16 protein-coding genes are annotated in these 17,861 nt (G+C 62.5%); 7 read left to right on the forward strand and 9 right to left on the reverse strand.

The features are described 5' to 3' along the window. Positions 1–5: 5 nt before the first annotated feature. Entirely contained in the window at positions 6–1,340 is a 1,335-nt protein-coding gene (locus J7I86_RS20410) for an alanine racemase (protein WP_214822687.1), read from the reverse strand. 133 nt (positions 1,341–1,473) lie between these two features. On the opposite strand from J7I86_RS20410, the gene J7I86_RS20415 reads away from it, so the two are divergent. Genes J7I86_RS20415 through J7I86_RS20425 form a run of 3 tightly spaced genes read left to right on the forward strand, consistent with a single transcriptional unit; the run spans position 1,474 to position 3,648 of the window. Beyond that, positions 1,474–2,481 carry a sugar kinase gene (locus J7I86_RS20415; protein WP_214822688.1) on the forward strand — a complete coding sequence of 336 codons (1,008 nt, stop codon included), beginning with the start codon at positions 1,474–1,476 and terminating at the stop codon, positions 2,479–2,481. Next, positions 2,441–3,247 (forward strand): IclR family transcriptional regulator, encoded by an 807-nt coding sequence (locus J7I86_RS20420; RefSeq protein WP_214822689.1) that lies wholly within the window; start codon positions 2,441–2,443, stop codon positions 3,245–3,247. The genes J7I86_RS20415 and J7I86_RS20420 overlap by 41 nt, the downstream gene beginning before the upstream one ends. After that, on the forward strand, positions 3,244–3,648 hold the full coding sequence (locus tag J7I86_RS20425; RefSeq protein WP_214822690.1) for a RidA family protein: 405 nt from the start codon (positions 3,244–3,246) through the stop codon (positions 3,646–3,648). The genes J7I86_RS20420 and J7I86_RS20425 overlap by 4 nt, the downstream gene beginning before the upstream one ends. Before the next feature lie 225 nt (positions 3,649–3,873). Here the strand turns inward: J7I86_RS20425 and J7I86_RS20430 are convergent, their stop codons facing one another. From J7I86_RS20430 to J7I86_RS20440, 3 genes are all read right to left on the reverse strand, one after another. Then, positions 3,874–4,569: a polyprenol monophosphomannose synthase gene (locus J7I86_RS20430; protein ID WP_396019925.1), complete on the reverse strand. Its 696-nt coding sequence runs from the start codon at positions 4,567–4,569 to the stop codon at positions 3,874–3,876. A gap of 249 nt (positions 4,570–4,818) precedes the next feature. Further along, the gene (locus J7I86_RS20435; RefSeq protein WP_214822692.1) at positions 4,819–6,132 is read right to left on the reverse strand and encodes an LssY C-terminal domain-containing protein; all 1,314 of its coding nucleotides are present in this window, start codon (positions 6,130–6,132) and stop codon (positions 4,819–4,821) included. Positions 6,133–6,197: 65 nt separating this feature from the next. Next, positions 6,198–7,172: an NAD(P)-dependent oxidoreductase gene (locus tag J7I86_RS20440; RefSeq protein ID WP_214822693.1), complete on the reverse strand. Its 975-nt coding sequence runs from the start codon at positions 7,170–7,172 to the stop codon at positions 6,198–6,200. Between the two features lie 232 nt (positions 7,173–7,404). Here J7I86_RS20440 and treS point away from each other — a divergent pair, with 232 nt between their 5' ends. Continuing rightward, positions 7,405–9,699, forward strand: a complete 2,295-nt coding sequence (gene treS, locus J7I86_RS20445; protein ID WP_214822694.1) for a maltose alpha-D-glucosyltransferase — start codon at positions 7,405–7,407, stop codon at positions 9,697–9,699. Positions 9,700–9,777: 78 nt separating this feature from the next. On the opposite strand, the gene J7I86_RS20450 is transcribed toward treS, so the two are convergent. The 4 genes from J7I86_RS20450 to J7I86_RS20465 are packed head-to-tail and all read right to left on the reverse strand — an operon-like array spanning position 9,778 to position 12,507. Beyond that, entirely contained in the window at positions 9,778–10,455 is a 678-nt protein-coding gene (locus tag J7I86_RS20450; RefSeq protein ID WP_214822695.1) for a hypothetical protein, read from the reverse strand. Then, entirely contained in the window at positions 10,452–10,910 is a 459-nt protein-coding gene (locus J7I86_RS20455; RefSeq protein ID WP_214822696.1) for a hypothetical protein, read from the reverse strand. The genes J7I86_RS20450 and J7I86_RS20455 overlap by 4 nt, the downstream gene beginning before the upstream one ends. A 53-nt stretch (positions 10,911–10,963) precedes the next feature. After that, positions 10,964–11,548: a GNAT family N-acetyltransferase gene (locus J7I86_RS20460; protein WP_214822697.1), complete on the reverse strand. Its 585-nt coding sequence runs from the start codon at positions 11,546–11,548 to the stop codon at positions 10,964–10,966. A 53-nt stretch (positions 11,549–11,601) separates the two neighbouring features. Further along, the gene (locus tag J7I86_RS20465) at positions 11,602–12,507 is read right to left on the reverse strand and encodes a MurR/RpiR family transcriptional regulator (protein WP_214822698.1); all 906 of its coding nucleotides are present in this window, start codon (positions 12,505–12,507) and stop codon (positions 11,602–11,604) included. Between the two features lie 176 nt (positions 12,508–12,683). On the opposite strand from J7I86_RS20465, the gene J7I86_RS20470 reads away from it, so the two are divergent. Both J7I86_RS20470 and J7I86_RS20475 read left to right on the forward strand, forming a co-directional pair. Next, positions 12,684–13,976: an exo-beta-N-acetylmuramidase NamZ domain-containing protein gene (locus J7I86_RS20470; protein WP_214822699.1), complete on the forward strand. Its 1,293-nt coding sequence runs from the start codon at positions 12,684–12,686 to the stop codon at positions 13,974–13,976. A gap of 46 nt (positions 13,977–14,022) precedes the next feature. After that, positions 14,023–16,065, forward strand: a complete 2,043-nt coding sequence (locus tag J7I86_RS20475) for a glycoside hydrolase family 3 protein (RefSeq protein ID WP_214822700.1) — start codon at positions 14,023–14,025, stop codon at positions 16,063–16,065. Between the two features lie 6 nt (positions 16,066–16,071). Here J7I86_RS20475 and J7I86_RS20480 read toward each other — a convergent pair whose 3' ends face one another. Then, positions 16,072–17,082: a YdcF family protein gene (locus J7I86_RS20480; protein ID WP_214822701.1), complete on the reverse strand. Its 1,011-nt coding sequence runs from the start codon at positions 17,080–17,082 to the stop codon at positions 16,072–16,074. Positions 17,083–17,173: 91 nt separating this feature from the next. Between J7I86_RS20480 and J7I86_RS20485 the strand changes: the two genes are divergently transcribed. Then, a complete protein-coding gene (locus J7I86_RS20485) occupies positions 17,174–17,851 on the forward strand; it encodes a hypothetical protein (RefSeq protein WP_214822702.1) in 678 nt (225 codons plus the stop codon). The last annotated feature ends 10 nt before the right edge of the window (positions 17,852–17,861 follow it).

Below are 17,861 nucleotides of genomic sequence, written 5' to 3' on the forward strand. Positions count from 1 at the left end.
TGGTCCTAGAAGAAGGTATGGATGAGGTCGACGACGGTTTGATTACCTGTGGTGTTGGCGGACGCACTGTCCGCGAGCACCGGAATGACGGTCCATTTGTCGAACGCGGTGCACGGGTGGGACAGGCCCAGCCGGACGACGTCGCCGGGACGGACGGTGGTGGTGTCGGCGTCGTAAGTCATGAAGCTGTGTTGATCGTTGACCGAGGTGATCTCGGCGCCAAGCAGCGGCTTCATGGCTCCGCCAAGGACCGGGCCGATGAGCTGCGGCTCAGGCAGGCCTTCGTCAAAGGGGAGGTCGCGTTTGCCGGCGTCGAGGATGGCCAGGCCGGGTTCGGTCTGCGAAACAACGCGGGCCCAGCCGTACATCCCGGCGGTGAAAGGCTGGTCTCCTTCGCGGGAAAATGGCGAGATTCCCCGGTAGAAACCGTCGTCGTGGATGATGTACGCGCCGCTGCGGATCATGAGGTCCACGGATACGGAATCAGATCCAGTCCCACCGGCCTCAGCTGCTTTTCTGATGCACGGTGAGAGAACTGTGACCACGTCGTCGAAGTACGCGCTGCCACCGGCGGTGATGATCACGGAGCCGGAACCGTAGAGGTCCGCGGCGAGAAGTTCTTCGTGAAGCAGCCGCATTGTGGCGAGGTGGCCGCGAACGGCGGCCAGTCCGGCGTCGTCCGCTGTATGCGCGAGCGAGCCTTCATAACCGCTGACGCCCACCAAGCGGAGGTTCGGTGACTCGGATATAGCGCGTGCAATGTCCAGGGCAGCGTCCGCGGACCGGGCTCCGGTGCGGCCGCCGTGGGCGCCCAGCTCCACTAGCACGTCCAAAACGGCATCGCTGCCGGCGAGCGTCCGATTGATGATGTCTACGGTTCCCGGCGAATCGATCCAGGAAAGGATGGTGGTGTCCGCGGGCTGGCCGGCAACCCATGTAATCGCGCGCGGATCCGTGAGGCTGTTGGCAAGCTGCAGGTTCCGCACGCCGAACTCGCGGGCCACGCGGAGCTGTGCGAAGTTGGCCAGCGTGATGCCCCACGCGCCTCGGTTGAGCTGCTCGGTCCAGAGCTGGGGGGACATGGTGGTCTTGCCGTGCGGTGCGAGCAGGACGCCGCGTTCTGCGCACCACTGAGCCAAACGATCCGCGTTGGCATGGAGCGCGCCGGCATCGAGGGTGAGCAGCGGCGTCTGGAGATCGGCAAGCGTGTGCTTGGCGGCGAGGAAGTCCGCGTGGGTGGTTCCGTTCGCGGTTGCGGGCACCGCTTTGTGGCGCCAGTCGAGACGGCGTTCAGCCAGGCCCGCCACGGCAGATGCCGAGATGGCTTCGGAGGTGTTCACGCGTTTGGTTCCCTTCGCGGTGCTTCGTTGCGTATTTTGCAACGCTGGTTGCAAACCTGCTGGTGATATGTCTAACATGGTGGCGGATCGAGAGTCAAGGCCGCTGAGAAGCGCACGAACTAGTGGGAGAACGATGCTTTCAGCTGTATGCGTGGGCGAAACCATGGCCATGCTTACCCCTGTCCACGCCGTCCCCCTGCACCTGGCAACCGAGCTCCACTTCGGGATCGGCGGTGCGGAATCCAACGTCGCCATGGGGCTCGCAGCCATGGGCTTGGACACGCACTGGGTCAGCCGCGTTGGCCACGACGGCTTCGGCACCCGCATCCTCCACGAACTTCAGGATCACGGCGTGGGTACCTCCGGCGTGGAAGTGGACAAGTCCCTGCCCACCGGCCTCTACGTGAAGGTCCCCGCCCAGGATTCAGACCCCGACGGCGGCAGCTCGGTTTTGTACTACCGGCAAGGATCCGCGGCGTCCGCCATGGGACGGGACACACTGTCCAACCCCGCCGTTTCCGCACTGCTGGAAAAGGCTGCACTGATCCACCTGAGTGGGATCACCGCTGCCCTCTCCCCCGAGTGCCTCTCACTGCTGGAAGCCATCCTGGCTGAGCCAAGAAACGGCCGGACCATCAGCTTCGACGTCAACTGGCGCGAAGCTCTCTGGGCAGGCCAGGATCGTTCCGTCCTGCAGCGGCTGGCGAACCTGGCCGACGTCGTGCTTGTTGGAAAAGACGAAGCCGAACACGCCTTCGGCACCACCGACGAAGCCGAACTCCGCCGCATGATGCCCGACCCACAGGTGCTGATCATCAAGAACGAGGCGATCAGCGCCATCTCTTTGGACCGGACCGGCACCCGGGAAGAGGTGCCCGCACTGTCTGTCGCCGTCGTCGAACCCGTTGGCGCAGGTGACTCGTTCGCTGCCGGGTACCTCAGCGGCATGCTGTTCGGGCTCGGCCAAAAAGAGAGCCTTCGCCGTGGGCATGTTGCTGCTGCCTGCACCCTGACGGTCCACGGCGATCGCGGCCCGCTGCCCGACGCCGCCGAGCTTGCCGCCATCCTCGATTCTTCGGACGCTGCCTGGGCTGCTATCCATGTTGAAGACGGACAATTCAACACCAGAACCGGAGCGTGACACCGTGAGCCAAAGCCTTATGCGGGCCATCGATTTGCTCGGCGAACTCGCCGCCAAACCCGCAACCCTGGATGAGCTGGCCTCCAAAGCCGCCGTGCACAAAACCACCGTGATGCGGCTGCTGCACGCCATGGAAGAAAAACGCTTCGTGGTCCGCGACGAAGATCAGCGCTTCATGCTCGGTTCCAAGCTCTTCGAACTGTCCTCGCTGGCCCTGGAACAGCGGGACATCCGCAAAGTGGCGCACCCGCATTTGGCCGAACTCAACGGACGCACCGGGCACACCGTGCACCTGGCAGCATTTGAAGGCAATGAGGTGGTGTACATCGACAAATTCGAGTCGCACCACCCCGTCCGCATGTACTCACGCATCGGCCTGACAGCATCGCTGCATTCCGCCGCTGTAGCCAAAGTCCTCCTCTCCGACATGCCGCGAAGCCGGCAGGAAAAGATCGCCGCAGGATTGGACTACGTAAAAGTTACCGAGAACACCCTGACCTCGCCGGAGGCCTTGCTGGCCGAACTGGAGCAGGTCAAGGAACAGGGCTGGGCCCACGACAACGCCGAGCACGAAGCCTTCGTGCACTGCATCGCGGCCCCCATCCGCGACGCCAGCGGCGCCGTTGTAGCCGCAGCCTCTTGTTCGGTACCGGTAGTGATGCTCAGCTATGAAGGCTTGCTTGAGCTGCTGCCCCACCTCAAAGCCAGCACCGAGGCCATCTCCAACGACCTCGGCTGGATCAGCCACGAAAGGAACTCAGCATGAGTGAAAAAACAGTAGTACTCACCGAAAACGCCCCCGCCCCGGCGCACGTATTCTCGCAGGGCATCAAGAAGGGCGGCATGTTCCAGGTTTCCGGCCAGGGCCCCATGGATCCCGCCACCAACCAGTACATCGGCGAAGGTGACGTCCGCGTCCAGACCCGTCAGACACTGGAGAACGTCAAGGCCATCCTCCAGGCCGGCGGGTCCTCCGTTGAAGACGTCCTCATGTTCCGCGTCTACCTCACCACACGCGACGACTTCGCGGCCATGAACGAGGTCTACGGCGAGTTCATCCGGGAGAACGTGCCCAGCGGTCTGTTGCCGAGCCGCACCACCGTGTTCGTGGACCTGCCGCACGAGGTCATGCTGGTGGAGATCGACGCCCTGGCGGTTACCGCCTAGCCCTCTCTCACATAACTACAGCTTCCACCGGACGCTCTCTCACATCCGCGCGAAAGCACGACGGGGGCGCTCCCCCTGGAGTGCCGCCGTCGAGCTCTTTGGGTGGCTGGCCTTTTTGCTGCGTACCGTCACCACCCACTTTGAAGCTGAAACCACCCCGAAACGTCGCGAATGACGGCGCGTCTCAGCTTCCTCGGGCTAAGAGTGGGTGGTGGCGGCACGCGCCTACTTTTGAAACCGAAGCTTCCACGGGGTGAGCGCGGACTCCAGCTGTTCGCGGAGATTCATCTTGGACGCCCCTTCCACGCGTTCTTCAAAATGGATGGGTACCTCCGCGATCTTCAGGCTTTGCCGGGCTGCCCGGTAATTCATCTCAACCTGGAATGAGTAACCGTCACTTCGGACGGACGCTACGTCAATTTGGTGGAGGGCAGCGGCCGTCCACGCCTTGAAACCCGCTGTTGCATCTTTAACCTTCAAACCCAGGATGGCGCCTACATAGAAATTGGCCCAAGCTGAGAGTGCCTTGCGATGCCACGGCCATTCCGCGGCCGTGGACCCACCGGCGACATAGCGCGAGCCGATCACGAGCGCAGCACCGGAATTACGAATCCGGTCAAGCATTGTAGGAATTGCCGACGTGGGGTGGGATAGATCTGCATCCATTTGGATGACAACGTCGGAGTCTTCCGTCAGAGCATGGGTCATTCCGGCTACATAGGCACGCCCCAGCCCATCCTTTACTTTCCTGTGCAGGACGGACACCGTTCCCTTGGATTCCGCTGCCAGTTGGTCAGCCACCGTTCCTGTGCCGTCGGGGGAGTTGTCATCCACTACGAGGACATTGAGGTTCACGATCCCAAGTGAATCGAGCTGGGCAACGAGGACGGGCAAGTTTTCCCGCTCATTGTAGGTGGGCACAACAACGGTAATTTTCGGATTTGCAGTCAAAACGTGGGTCCCCAATTCGTTTTCGGATCTGGCCCGAGCATGGCGGTGTCGCTGGACGCGATAGGCCTGGCCAGTCTATTGATCCTGGCCCCACAACATAAAAAGCACAGGGGCGCTGGTTGCAGTGATGGGTGTACCGCCACCACCCACTTTGATTCTGAAATCACCCGACATGCCGCGAAAGACTGCGTGTCGCCGACGATCAGCGCTCAAAGAAGGTCAGGAAGCCACGCGCCGGCCGACCACCGACGCCGGGACCGCCGGGACGCGCTGACGCTTGGCGTACACCCGGGCCCGTTGGCTGGAGAGTGCCAGGAGCACCAGGATGTCGGTCGCCAGCCCGGAGAGGCCGGCTTCGAGGGTGATATTTGCGCTGCCCGTGGAGTAGTCGATTGCCTGCACCAGGATGGAGATGGAGCTCAGGCCCATGGCAATCACGCGGGCGCCGTTGCTGCCCAGGAAAATGCGCCAGGCAAGGAAAACTTCCCCCAGCCCGAACACCAGGACCACGCCCGCTATTAAGGCGATTGCCGCCGTCGTGCTTTCCGGGTCTGCGGAGTCGTAATCCGCGGTGAGTCCGGAGATGTCACCGCCGGAGCTGAACAACGTTATCGCAAGGACCAGGGCCGCTACTGCCCTGGCCACCACCAACGCGGCTCCCATCATGATGGGAGCGGGTCGGCGGTCCCGGCTGTCGGTTCGGCCGGGCGGCTGATGCGAGGGGACCCGGACGCGGCGTGCGTCGATGATCGGCAGGTCGCCGTCCGTGGAGATGGAGTCACCGCCGCCGTTTCTCGTGTGATATCCGGTGGAGAAGTCCTCGATGACCTGGACCGTGACGGCAGACTCCGCGGCCGAAACAGTGGAAACAATGTGATCCCGCTCCACGTCGGTGTTCTGCTCAATTTTGTGCGTGATCTGGAGGGTGAACAGGGAAAAACCGACGCTGCGATCGTAGGTACCTGCCGCGAGCCAGTCCACTTTGTGGCCGCCCGGGAGAAGCCAGCCTTCAGGACAGCGCCAGAAGCGGACGTGGTGGCGTTTGCCGGGGGTGTTGTTGACCTCTTGCTGGTAGGCGAAATCCTGCTGCCGGTCGAATAGATACAGGGGGCTCACCGGCGCCTCCGTGTAACTTTGCCGGAAGATCGTGGAGCTGATGATGCGCCGGCTGCTGCCCAGCGTTACCTCGTCCGCTTGAGTCCAGCCGGCGGCCCTCATGATCGCGTGGATCTGGGGTTCGGCCCCCAGCAGTGCAGCATTGACGGGGTCACCCAGCAGGCCGTCGCTGGTGCGCGCGCGGCCAATGAAGTATCCCGGAACGTAAATGGTGGTGAGGATCCGGTGCAGTCTGGGCAACAGCAAGTACGCCAGGAACGCCCAGAACACCACCGAAAACCACAACTGCCCCCACCCCAGGTGGAAGCTCTCCCCCACCAACAGGAAAGCCAGCCACACAGCGGCCGCGCCGCCGAGGATGAAGAATCCGTGGTCCAGCCAGCTGTCTGTGACTTCTTTATTCGGCACCTTGTACATATAGCTCCCCCTGGTAGCCCCTTAAGCTTCGGGCTTCCACTGCACCTTGTACATGGTTTGCCGGCTTAAGTCAGCAACTTTGGCAGTTGGAGCTGCCCGTTGCTGATGAGCCATTGTAGGGACTCGTGGACGGCCTGCTCGGGTTCATATCCGGGCGCGTAGCCAATGAGGGAGGCGGCCTTGTGAATGCTCATGCAGTGGTTGCGGGAGAGATGGGCCCAGCTGGAATCGGCAAATTCCGGGGTGGTGGTTCGGCGGAAGTCCTCCCAGCTCACGGTTTCCATGCGCGGCTCCTGCCCGAACCAGGACGCAGCGATGCTGACGTATCCGCGAACCGTCAGGGCAGTGGGCGCAACAATGTTGAAGTCTTCCCCGGCCGCAGCGTCACGATTGTGGATGGCTTTCTCGAAGGCTTGGGCGACGTCGTCGGCATGCACGTGGTGCATCAGCTCGGTCCCACTTCCGGGAACCCGGAGTGGCTGCCCTGAAGCAACCGTGTGCCACACTCCTGAATCCACATTGCCCAGTGGCCCGATCGGGAACCACCCGGGCCCCACGATGTGTCCGGGGTGGATGGATGTTGTGGCCAAGCCCCCTGAGGCAGTCTCGTCCTTGAGCATCCTGGCGATGTCCCGCTTCCGGATCCCGTAGTCATCAGTCGGTTCAGCAGCCGAGTCCGGTCCTTCGGTGATGGGCAACTTCAAACTGACGCCGTAGCGCCAAATGGACCCGCAGTGCAGCAGATGGCCCGTCTCGTTCCGGAGACTTTCCACCAGTGCAGTGGCCGACTCAAGCGTGAAGCAAATGAGGTCAACAACGACGTCGGCACCCAGTTCCGCTACCCGGTCACCAAAGCTGCCCTCAAGTTCCTCCTGCGTGCGGTCCGCGGTGACCTGGCGGACCTGCTGCCATTCAGAGACGTCGGCATAGGGTGGACGGCTTCCACGGCTGATGTTGATGACCTCGTGTCCAGCGCGCACAAGCCTGGGCACCAGGAAGGACCCTATATGGCCGCTGCCGCCGATAACTACGATTTTCATGGTTTCTCCGATCTCCACGAGCCACGGTACTGAATGTTCGGTACCTACCGGTAGGTCCGGGCGCCCATGTCAATTCGGCACATAATAACGAGACTTACTTGTTCCCGGGTTAGACAAACGGCAGGCTCCCCCGACTAGCATGAATAGTCCGGGGTCGCCCGGGTACGTGACCTCTTGAACGACCCCCTCGGACGGTCGGCGTTGACGCGGCGACCACGTAAAGGAGAAAACTGTGCGGGAGCCTGCAGTCAACGAGAGCGTGTCAGAAATCAGCGAAACCCCGGAAGATCATGCGGAGGAGACGCAACAGGAAACGCCCGATGAAACCGCAAGCGAACCGGTGGAAATCACGTTTGATGAACAGTTCTACCCGGCCCGGCCCAAGGCGCTGCGGCCGATCGCCCGGAGGCGGCAGTTCTTTGCCGCCCGGCCCTCCTTGGAATTCGATGGCCTGAATTCCACCTATGTGGACTGGCTCCGGAACCAGTCCATGCTGGGTGATGCCAACACCATGGCCCGGCAGTTGTCCGGGCAGGCCAGCATGTGGCAGAACTCGTATGCCCGGCCCAACCCGCGTGCAGCGGTGGAGCGCGCGCCCGTCTGGTTCACGGCCTACCCTCTCTCCTTCATCACCAAGGACGGCCAGTCCTTCCTCTCTGCGCTGGGCGATCCTGCACTGTGGGACGCGTTCAGCGAGATCGGCATCAGGGGGCTGCACACGGGCCCGGTCAAGCTGGCCGGTGGTATCCGCGGATGGTCGCAGACGCCCAGCGTGGATGGACACTTTGACCGGATCAGTATGGCGATCGACCCCGCTTTCGGCACGGAGGAAGAGTTCCGTCAGATGTGCGAGGTTGCCAATGAGCACGGCGGCACCGTCATTGACGACATCGTCCCGGGACACACCGGCAAGGGAGCGGACTTCCGCCTCGCCGAAATGAATTTCCGGGACTACCCCGGCATCTATCACATGGTGGACATCCCCGAGGAAGACTGGCATTTGTTGCCGGAGGTCCCCGAGGGCGAAGACTCGGTGAACATCAGCCCCGCGGCTGAGGAGGCCCTGCAAAAGGCCGGCTACATCATTGGGCGTCTTCAGCGGGTGATCTTCTACGAGCCCGGTGTCAAGGAAACCAACTGGAGCGCCACCAAACCCATCATCGACACCACGGGCAAGAAACGCCGCTGGGTCTATCTCCACTACTTCAAGGCCGGCCAGCCTTCCATCAACTGGCTGGACCCCACATTCGCCGGCATGCGCCTGGTGGTTGGCGACGCCCTGCACTCCTTGCTTGACCTTGGAACCGGTGCGCTCCGGCTTGATGCCAATGGTTTCCTGGGCGTGGAGAAGAGCGCCGAGGAAGAACCAGGCTGGTCCGAGGGCCACCCGTTGTCCGAGGCCGCTAATCAGCTGATCGGTTCCATGATCCGCAAGGTGGGCGGGTTCTCCTTCCAGGAGCTCAACCTCACTATCGATGACATCAAGACCCAGTCCGAGTCCGGCCCGGACCTGTCCTACGACTTCATCACCAGGCCCGCCTATCACTACGCCTTGGTCATAGGGGATACCGAGTTCCTACGCCTCACCTTGCGGCTTTCCATGGAGATCGGTGTTGACCAGGCATCGTTGGTTCACGCCCTCCAGAACCACGACGAACTCACCTATGAACTGCTCCACTTTGCCGCGGGGCACAGGGACGACGTCTTTGAACTTGCCGGCGAGGAGCTCAGCGGCGCAGAGGTGGCCGAGAAGGTCCAGAACACTATGCGGGAACGGCTCACAGGTGAGAACGGGCCCTACAACGCGGTCTTCACCACCAACGGCATCGCCTGCACCACTGTCAGCTTTATCATGGCCGCTCTGGGCATCAAGGATCCGGATGCCATCACCAAGGAGCAGGAAGCGCAGGTCCTGGACGCGCACGTGCTGTTGTCCATGTACAACGCGTTGCAGCCGGGCGTCTTCGCGCTGTCCGGCTGGGACCTCACGGGCATCACCGCCATTGACCGCGAGACGGTCCGCGAGCTTACCTCGCAGGGTGACACGCGGTGGATCAACCGTGGTGCACACGATCTCATGGGGACCAGCCCGGATGCGAAGACCTCCTTGGCCGGCATGCCCCGCGCCCGGAGCCTCTACGGGGCGCTTCCCGATCAGCTGAAGGACCCGAATTCCTATGCGCGGCGCCTCCAGCAAATCCTTACGGTCCGGGAAGAATCCGGGATCGCCACCAGCACGCTGCTGGATGTGCCCGACGTTTCCCACCGCGGGCTGCTGGTGTTGGTCAATCAGCTAGCAGACGGAGCGCTGCAGGTCACGGTCCTGAACTTCTCTGATCAGGACATCGCCGGCAGCATCCAGTCCTCACACCTTGTTCCGGGCGCTACCGTCCATGATTTGTTCTCCGGTGAAGAAGAAGTGGCCCAGGTGGATGATCTGTGCAGCTTCTTCCTCGAGTTGCCCGCCTTCCAGGGCACGGCCCTCCTGCTGAAGGACCCGGTAGTGGAGGACGAGGTTACGGAATAGGAAGCACGACGTCGGCACTTGCGGTGGGTGCCGACGTCGAGGTTTGGCGTTAATCACTCTTGGGCTGTAATTCAGCAGCTAGCCGTGGTTGCGGCGGGCCTCTACCTGTGTGAAGAGCAGCCAGCTCAACCAGACACCCAGAAGGATCGCGGCGCCAGGCAGCAGCTCCACGGGAGCAAGTTCCCGCCCGGCGGGGAGTATTCCGAACCCGATTCCAACAGCGCCGGCCACAACAACCAGGCTGATGGCATCAGAAGCCAACTCAACTGACCGGTTCCGCACCAGTTTGACCACCAGCTCTCCGGCCTTGATCAGCACGATTGCAGCACCCATGCCCAGCGGGTAAGCACTGAAGCCCGGCACCAGGCCCTGCGATGCAGCCCACACCATGAAGGTCAGCAGGCCCGCGAAGAGTGCAAGTGAGGTGATAAGCGAGGCAGCGATGGTCATCAACGTCATCCGCCGGTCTTTGTCGTGGCGCTTCCGGGGGATGTAGTCCCACGCACCAAGAGTGAGTTTGGAGCTGATCCAGCCCGCAATCACCACCAGGACCAGTGGGACCAGGACGGGCGTTACGTAGTTGTTGCTGACTGCCCAAAAGAACGCCAGAAGTGCGGTGTAGACCTGCGGGGTGGCAACGATTCCGAGCCACCAGCCCATCAGGAACTCCTTGCGAGCTCCTGGGAGGTCAAGGGGATGGACAAGGAATTGGGTTTCCGGGTCCGGTAATTGAACCTTTTCTTCGATGGGATTCATGACGCCCTCCACGGGACCTGCTCGATGTACGGCGGGCGGAGACCCGCTCTGGCGATTTCGTAGACCTTCTGTCGCGCCACACCGAGCTCACCGGCTACGGTTACCGCGCTGTATTCGTCCAGGAGTTCGGCGACGGCTGCTGACCGCACTCCAGACGCCCTTGAGTTCAAATGCGCTGCGAAAATGCTGACTTCGGCTGCGAGGAGAGCCACGGCGAGCGGGCCCCCGAACGGTTCTGCCCAGCCCGGTTTGCCCTCGGCGGCAGCAGCATAGAGGGCATCCCCGCAATCAGCGATCACGGCGGTGACCTGGTCCGGGGTGATGCCGCGTTCGGCGAATCTTGCGGCCGCGGCATCCCGGGAGCCGTCATCCGCAGGCCGGTGCGTGAGGACCTGCTGCCATTGTGGATCGGTGGTACTGGCAACTGGTTTGTCACCCCGGGGTTGACTGCTCATGCATCCCATGGTGCGCCGCGCCGGGCCTAAGTGTCAACCCTAGGGTGACAAGACTAGTTTTTGGGGGCCGTCCCGACGGCGGCTGTCCCGACGGCGGCTGCCCTGACGTCCGCCGCCCGCAGGTCAATCCAGTAACGGCGGAAAGCGGTCCCGTCCTCGTCCGTGCGCACATCCTCAAGCAGCCCACCACAACGCTCTATGGTCTTAGCCGATGCCGCATTGTGGTCATCACACGTCAGCAGAACCCGCTCCAATTCCCCCTGCGCGGCCACCTGGCTGCACAGTTCCCGCAGCGCCCAGGAAGCCGCCCCTCTCCCGCGATCGGAAGGCCGAATTCCATAGCCTATGTGCCCGCCGGAGTTCAGGAGGGCCGGAGTCAGATGGTGACGGAAAGCGATGGCACCCACATACCGTGAGCTCTCGGTAATCCAGCGAAAAGTGCACGGAACAATGCCGTCCTTCTCGGGCGCGGTTTCAGCGTCCAGCAGCTTGCCTACCCAATCGGCAAAACCCTCGGCGCTGGTGACGTCCTCCGCCAGGAAGACGGCGGCACCGTCCTGGTGGGCGCCGGCCCACTCACGGTGGGACTCGAGGAACGACTGATGGTAGGAGGTATGAGGAGCGACGAGGGTAAACATGGACCGACCCTACCCGAGAGCGCTATTCCGTCAGGCACAAGGGCTTGCCGGGTTTACGGATTCGCCCGCCACATTTTCCTATACTGCACAGCTGCGTGCGTCTTCTGGAGTGCGGCTATGGAGGCATCGTAGGAGTGCTGGGCGACCCCCACGAAAAGGCAGTCGACGATCATCATCTGCGCTATCCGGCTACCCATGGCTCCAGGCCGGAAAGGGGTCTCCCGGGCCGCCGTACCCAGCACAATGTCGGCCGTCTTGCCCAGCGGCGAATCGGCATGGTTGGTGATGGCGATGGTGGCGGCTCCGGCCGCCTTGGCCGACTGCAGGAAATCGATGGTGTCCACGGTGGCACCCGAGTGCGAGATGGCGACAGCTACGCCGTCGGAATCCAAGAGCGCCGCGGAAGCCAGCGCCGCGTGCGGCTCCCACCAGCTGAAAGAGGTGAGTCCAATCCTGTGCAGCTTTTGCTGCAGATCCTGTCCCACCAGGCCTCCGGCTCCCACTCCGAAGATGTCGATCTTGCGGGAGCCGGACACCGCGTCAATTGCCCGAGCCAACTGTTCGACATCCAGCACCTGGGCGGTATCGGCGATGGACATGGTTTCGTTGAAAGCAACCTTGGCAACGATGTCCTGAAGCGAGTCGGCGGTGTTTATGTCCTCGTAGACCTCGGCCGGAACGCCATGCGCCACACCCTCGCGAGCCGTTTCGCGGGCAAGGTCCAGGCGAAGATCCGAGTATCCGCCGTAGCCCACCTTCTTGTAGAACCGGACCACCGAGGTAGTGGACGTTCCGCACTCCTCAGCCAGGTCTCCGATGGACAGAGTGGCAGCCCGCGACGGATCCGAGAGGACCAATTCGGCAACAGCCCGCTCCGAGGGCCGTAAGCCAGGCAGGACGGAGCGAATCCGCACCAGGACAGTACGGGACAACTGTTCGTTTCCCGGCGCTTCCTTCATGGCTTCCCTCCGATGGCTCGAACCCGATCCAAGGTACCGTCCGAGTCTTGTCATTAAGTTACACAGACGCCGTCAGGAAGGTAAGTCATTGACGCACTCGCGGCAAACGAATACGGTCCATGTAACGAAAGTCACAGAATCTGTCATGCTCCTCGCTCAGCCCGAAAGGCTTCCTCATGGCACTCGACCGTAGAAAACTGCTCCATGCATCCGGGCTGGCGGCCGCTGCCGCCGTCGTCGCGCCCTTTGCTCCCAGCGCAACTGCCGGCACTAACCAGACCCGCCCGGGCAAACCGGGATCTCCGCTCAGCGGCGCCGATGTGGCCGCGGCCAACAACTGGAGCGTTTTCGCCGGCCGCAAGGTAGGAGTCATCACCAACCCCACCGGCGTCCTGGCAAACTTCCGCTCAATCGTGGATGACATGTCGGCCAAAGACGTGGACGTCAGGGCAGTTTTTGGGCCCGAGCATGGCTTCCGTGGGACCGCCCAGGATGGTGCCAGCGAAGGAACATCAGTGGACCCCCGGACCGGCATCACGGTCTATGACACCTATGGCGCCACCGTTGCCGATTATGCGGGCTTCTTTGAAGCCTCCGGGGTGGACACCATCTGCTTTGACATCCAGGATGTGGGAGCACGTTTCTACACCTACATCTGGACCATGTGGGGCGCCATGCAAGCGGCGGCGAAGACCGGTGCCACGTTTGTTGTCCTGGACCGCCCTAATCCCATCGGTGGCCAGGCCCGCGGACCGGTCCTGCAGAAGGGGTTCGAGTCCGGCGTCGGCCAGTTGGGTATTGCCCTCCAGCATGGGATGACGGTGGGTGAGCTCGCCACATACTTCAATGCAGTTCATCTTCCGGCCGTTGGCCTCAAGCCGATCCCGGACCTGCAGGTGGTGGAGGTCCAAGGATGGCGCCGCGAGATGACGGGACCGGACAACCGGTCCGCGTGGATCCTGCCGAGCCCCAACATGCCCACACCCGAAACCGCCACCCTGTACGCCGGCACAGCCCTATTCGAGGCCACCAACATGTCAGAAGGGCGGGGAACAACCCGGCCCTTCGAACTCATCGGCGCACCCTACGTGGACTACCGCTGGGCAGAAGCCCTGAACAGCAGAGGCCTGGCGGGCGTCACTTTCCGCGAGGCATACTTCCAGCCCACCCTCTCCAAGAATCAGGGCCTCATTTGTGGCGGCGTACAGGTTCACATCACCGACCCCACCCGTGTGGAAGCCCTGGAAGTGGGCACCCACATGTTGGTCGAAGCCAAGCGCCTGTACCCCGGCTTCGGTTGGCGCGGCGATGCCGGCCGCTGGATGGGACTGTTGAGCGGCTCCGCCCGCTTTGCTGCCCAGCTCGACGCCGGCGCTGACGCCAGGACCATCATGGACAGCTGGCGCTCCGAACTGGACCAGTTCGTGCGAGATACCCGCGGGTACCTCCTGTACAACGGCAAGCGCTAGCAGCGCAGACCTCAAAAACAACAAGGACGATGGGATGGGGATTCACATGCAAAGAAAACGAACGTCACTGGTGACCGCGGCCGCCACTGCACTGTTGATGACGGGTGCCGGGGTGTCGACCGGCGCGGGCACTGCCGTTGCGGCAGTACCAACTACAGGAAGTACGACGACGGCCTCCGCCTCACCCGATATCGAGGCGATGATTGCCGGCATGACGCTGGACGAAAAGATCGGCCAGATGACGTGGACACACGTTTACGGTTCATCAGCGGACGACACCTCCATGGCAGCAAAGAATCAAGAGCGGTACGGGGTCAATACGCCCGCCGAGGTGGTGGAAAAGTACAACCTCGGCGGCGTCCTCTACTTCGCGTGGTCAGGAAATACCAACAACCCCGGGCAGGTGGCGGGCCTTTCCAACGGACTGCAGCAAACGGCACTGCGGGAAGACGGCAACGGCATCCCGCTGGCAGTCACCATCGATCAGGAAGGTGGCTTGGTTGCCCGCATCGGGCCGCCTGCCACGGTGCTCCCGGGCAACATGGCCCTCGGCGCCACGGCAGATGCGAATCTTGCCAGGGCACAGGGTGAAATCCTGGGCTCCGAAATGCGCGCCATGGGTATCAACGTTGATTTCGCACCGGTCCTGGACCTTAACTCCAACCCGGACAATCCCGTGATTGGAATCCGCTCCATGGGCGAGGACCCCGCGCTGGTCAGTGCACTCGGGGTCGCTCAGATAGAAGGGATTCAGGCGTACAACGTGGGAGCCGCCGCCAAGCACTTCCCCGGTCACGGCGATACCTCAGTGGATTCCCACTACGGCCTGCCCACAGTCACGTACGATCGCGAAACCCTCAACCGGCATCTGAAACCGTTCAAGGCCGCCATAGACGGCGGCGTAGACATGGTCATGACCGCACACATCATTGTGGAGGCCATTGACCCGGACATGCCCGGCACCCTGTCGCACAAGGTTCTGACAGGCCTGCTTCGCGATGAGATGGGCTTCAAAGGCTTGGTCACAACAGATGCCTTGGATATGGCAGCCATGGCCGCCGAATGGCCCCAGGAGGAAATCGCCGTCAAGGCCATTCAGGCCGGTTCTGACATCCTCCTCAACTCCCCGGATGTGGACGCGTCGTTCGCTGGGGTTCGCGCCGCCGTCGAGTCCGGCGAGCTCAGCGAAGCCCGCCTGGACGACTCAGTCCGGCGGATCCTTGAATGGAAGGTCAAGCGCGGAGTCTTTGAACAGCCTTTGGCCGACCCTGCCGCCGTAGACACCTTGGTTGGAAGCGCAGAGCACCTCGCCACAGCCAAGCTGATCTCCGAGCGCGCCGTCACGCTGCTCCGCAACGAGGGCCGGGTGTTGCCGCTCGCGTCGGGCAGCTCGGTACTCATGGTGGGTGCTGGTTCAGCGTGGCCGGAGCTCGCGGGACCAATGCTGAAGGAGCAGGGATTCACGGTCACTGAAGACTACGAGGATGGGGCCTCACCCTCCGCGGCCTACCGTTCGCGTGCAGTAGCCGCCGCCGGCAACGTTGATGCTGTGGTCTTCGCTTCGTACAACGCATCCGGCAACGCTGCGCAGCAGCAAATGGTGGCTGAACTCGCGGCCACTGGGACGCCCGTGATCGTTGTGGCAACACGCAACCCCTATGACATCAACGTGTTCCCCGGCGCCGACGCCGTGCTCAACAGTTACGGGGTCAAGGAGGTCAACTTCCACGGTGCTGTCCGTGCCATTTCCGGTGCGGTCAACCCGAGCGGCAAACTGCCGGTCAATGTTCCCAAGGCCGACGCAAGTGGTGTCCTGTTGCCGCTGGGCCTTGGCCTCAGTTATGAAACCGCGACGCCGGCCGCCGTCACCTTTACGGACCGACGGGGTCACGGGCAGGATAACTACACCATCCCCTCCGTCCCGGGTGTGGCCTACCTGATTGACGGCAAGGAAGCGGCAGCCGGGAGTTACAGGAAGCCCTCCGGCACCGTGACCGTCACAGCGGAACGGCGACCCGGGTACGTTTTTACCGACGGCTCCGTCACCGAATGGAGCCACACCTTCACCACCGGGCTCCCCAAGTCCTAGGAAGAGTTACACCACCGGCGAGTTCATCAGTGCCACCGTGATGAGCAGGGCAATCCCCAACATCGGCAGGCAAAGAATGGTGTTGGTCAGGCGATTGTCCCTCATCACGGCCACGAACTCCCGGAGGAAAGCACTGGGTACGAAGTACCTGGCCGTAGGAGCACCCACAACCTCGGCGTTGATTTTCTGGCGCCGGGACAGGAGCGCCGCACGCAGCACGTGGTAGTTGTTGGTGCACACAAGCACCGGACCCTGAATGCCCTTTTCTGCAAGCAGTGCAACGGAGTAGGCAAGGTTCTCACGGGTGGTGGTGGCACGGTTCTCCTCCAGCACATCCGTGGCAACCGCCCCTTTAGCCACCAAGTACTCCTTCATGGCGGCGGACTCGGGCCGGGGTTCATCCGGGCCTTGGCCCCCGGAAGGTACCAAAACCGGCTTGGCCGGCGTGCCGCCGTCGTAAATTTCCAAGGCCTTGTTCAAGCGTGCGGCGAGCAACGGCGGGACCTTGCCGTTAATCAGGCCGGAGCCCAGGACTATGACGGCCGCCGGGTTTGGGCTGAACCGCATCCGTGAATACACCACTGCGTACCCCAGGAACACCACAAACGCGCAGCCCAAGTAAGCGCAGAGGAAGAACGCGAAGGCAGCGACGCCGGCCAACACAGGCTGCCCGCTCAGCACGAAAAGGAACGCAACTACGGGCGCCAGGAATACTGCAAGGCCCACAGCGATGGGCAGGAAGCTGGTGATCCCGGGGCCTTCCCTGCGGACCATGGTGACGCCGTTGGCTATCAGGAAGCCCGCGAACACGAAGATGCTCACCACCGGCACCACCAACACCACCAGGTTCAGCCATTCGAACCACGGGTTCAGGTCAACGAGGAAGTCCAACACCGCCTGCAGGAGAAACCACGCCGCCACCAGCAGGAACACACCGTTGCGAAGCCGACGCCGGTCCGACTGGAACGAGGCAAGGAAGAGCCCGGCAAAGAGAAGTCCAAGGACCAGGTTCAGCATGATCCAAGCCTATGCGCTGTACCCATCCGCCCCTCCCGGGCCCGCCCGTGGTAGATTCGATAGGCGAAAAAACGCAAACGAGGGGTTGATCATGGGCGCTGCACGGACATTCCGGCCGCGGTATCTCAAGGCGGTTGCAGCCTCGCTGTTGCTGGTCACGGTAACCGGCGGGCTTTCAGCGTGCCGTGAGGAGACGAAGCCGGCACCCCCTTACCCGGCGGTTGAATGGCAAGGTTCAGCGCCCAACGCAGCCATAGAGGCCGATCCGTGGGTCATGGCGGCCCGCAAGTCCCTTGAGGCTCAAGCAGTAGCACAGAACATTACGGACTTCACGCTGCCCGAATTGGTGGAGACCACCAGCCTGGACCTCCGTGTTCGTCTTTCCAGGCACCCCCGGAACGATGTCGAGCAGAAACGACGCCCGGATATCCGCCCGGGGCCCGATCCGTTCCTCCCTATGGAGGTCAAGCCGGGCCCGGCCGCCGGCACTGCCGAGGTGCGGGGTTGCGTGGTGCGTTGGGCATCCGAAACAGGTGACGTTCCGGATGAACTTAATGCCTCCGGCGTGTTGTTCCGGATGGAACACCTCGCCGACGGGCAGCTACGAATCAGCAGTGTGGTCACTCTTCCCGATCTGGATTGCAGTACTGCCACCCCACCTATCGCCTTGTTCGTGCCTGCTCCCGAGCCGTCCGATGTCACCGACGCCCAAGACATCGTCCGGGCAAAGGTAGCCGAAATAGACCCTGAGTACATCAAACCTGCTTAGCAGCCTTCCG

This window comes from Arthrobacter sp. ISL-95 (genome assembly GCF_018613695.1).
Lineage (GTDB): Bacteria > Actinomycetota > Actinomycetes > Actinomycetales > Micrococcaceae > Arthrobacter.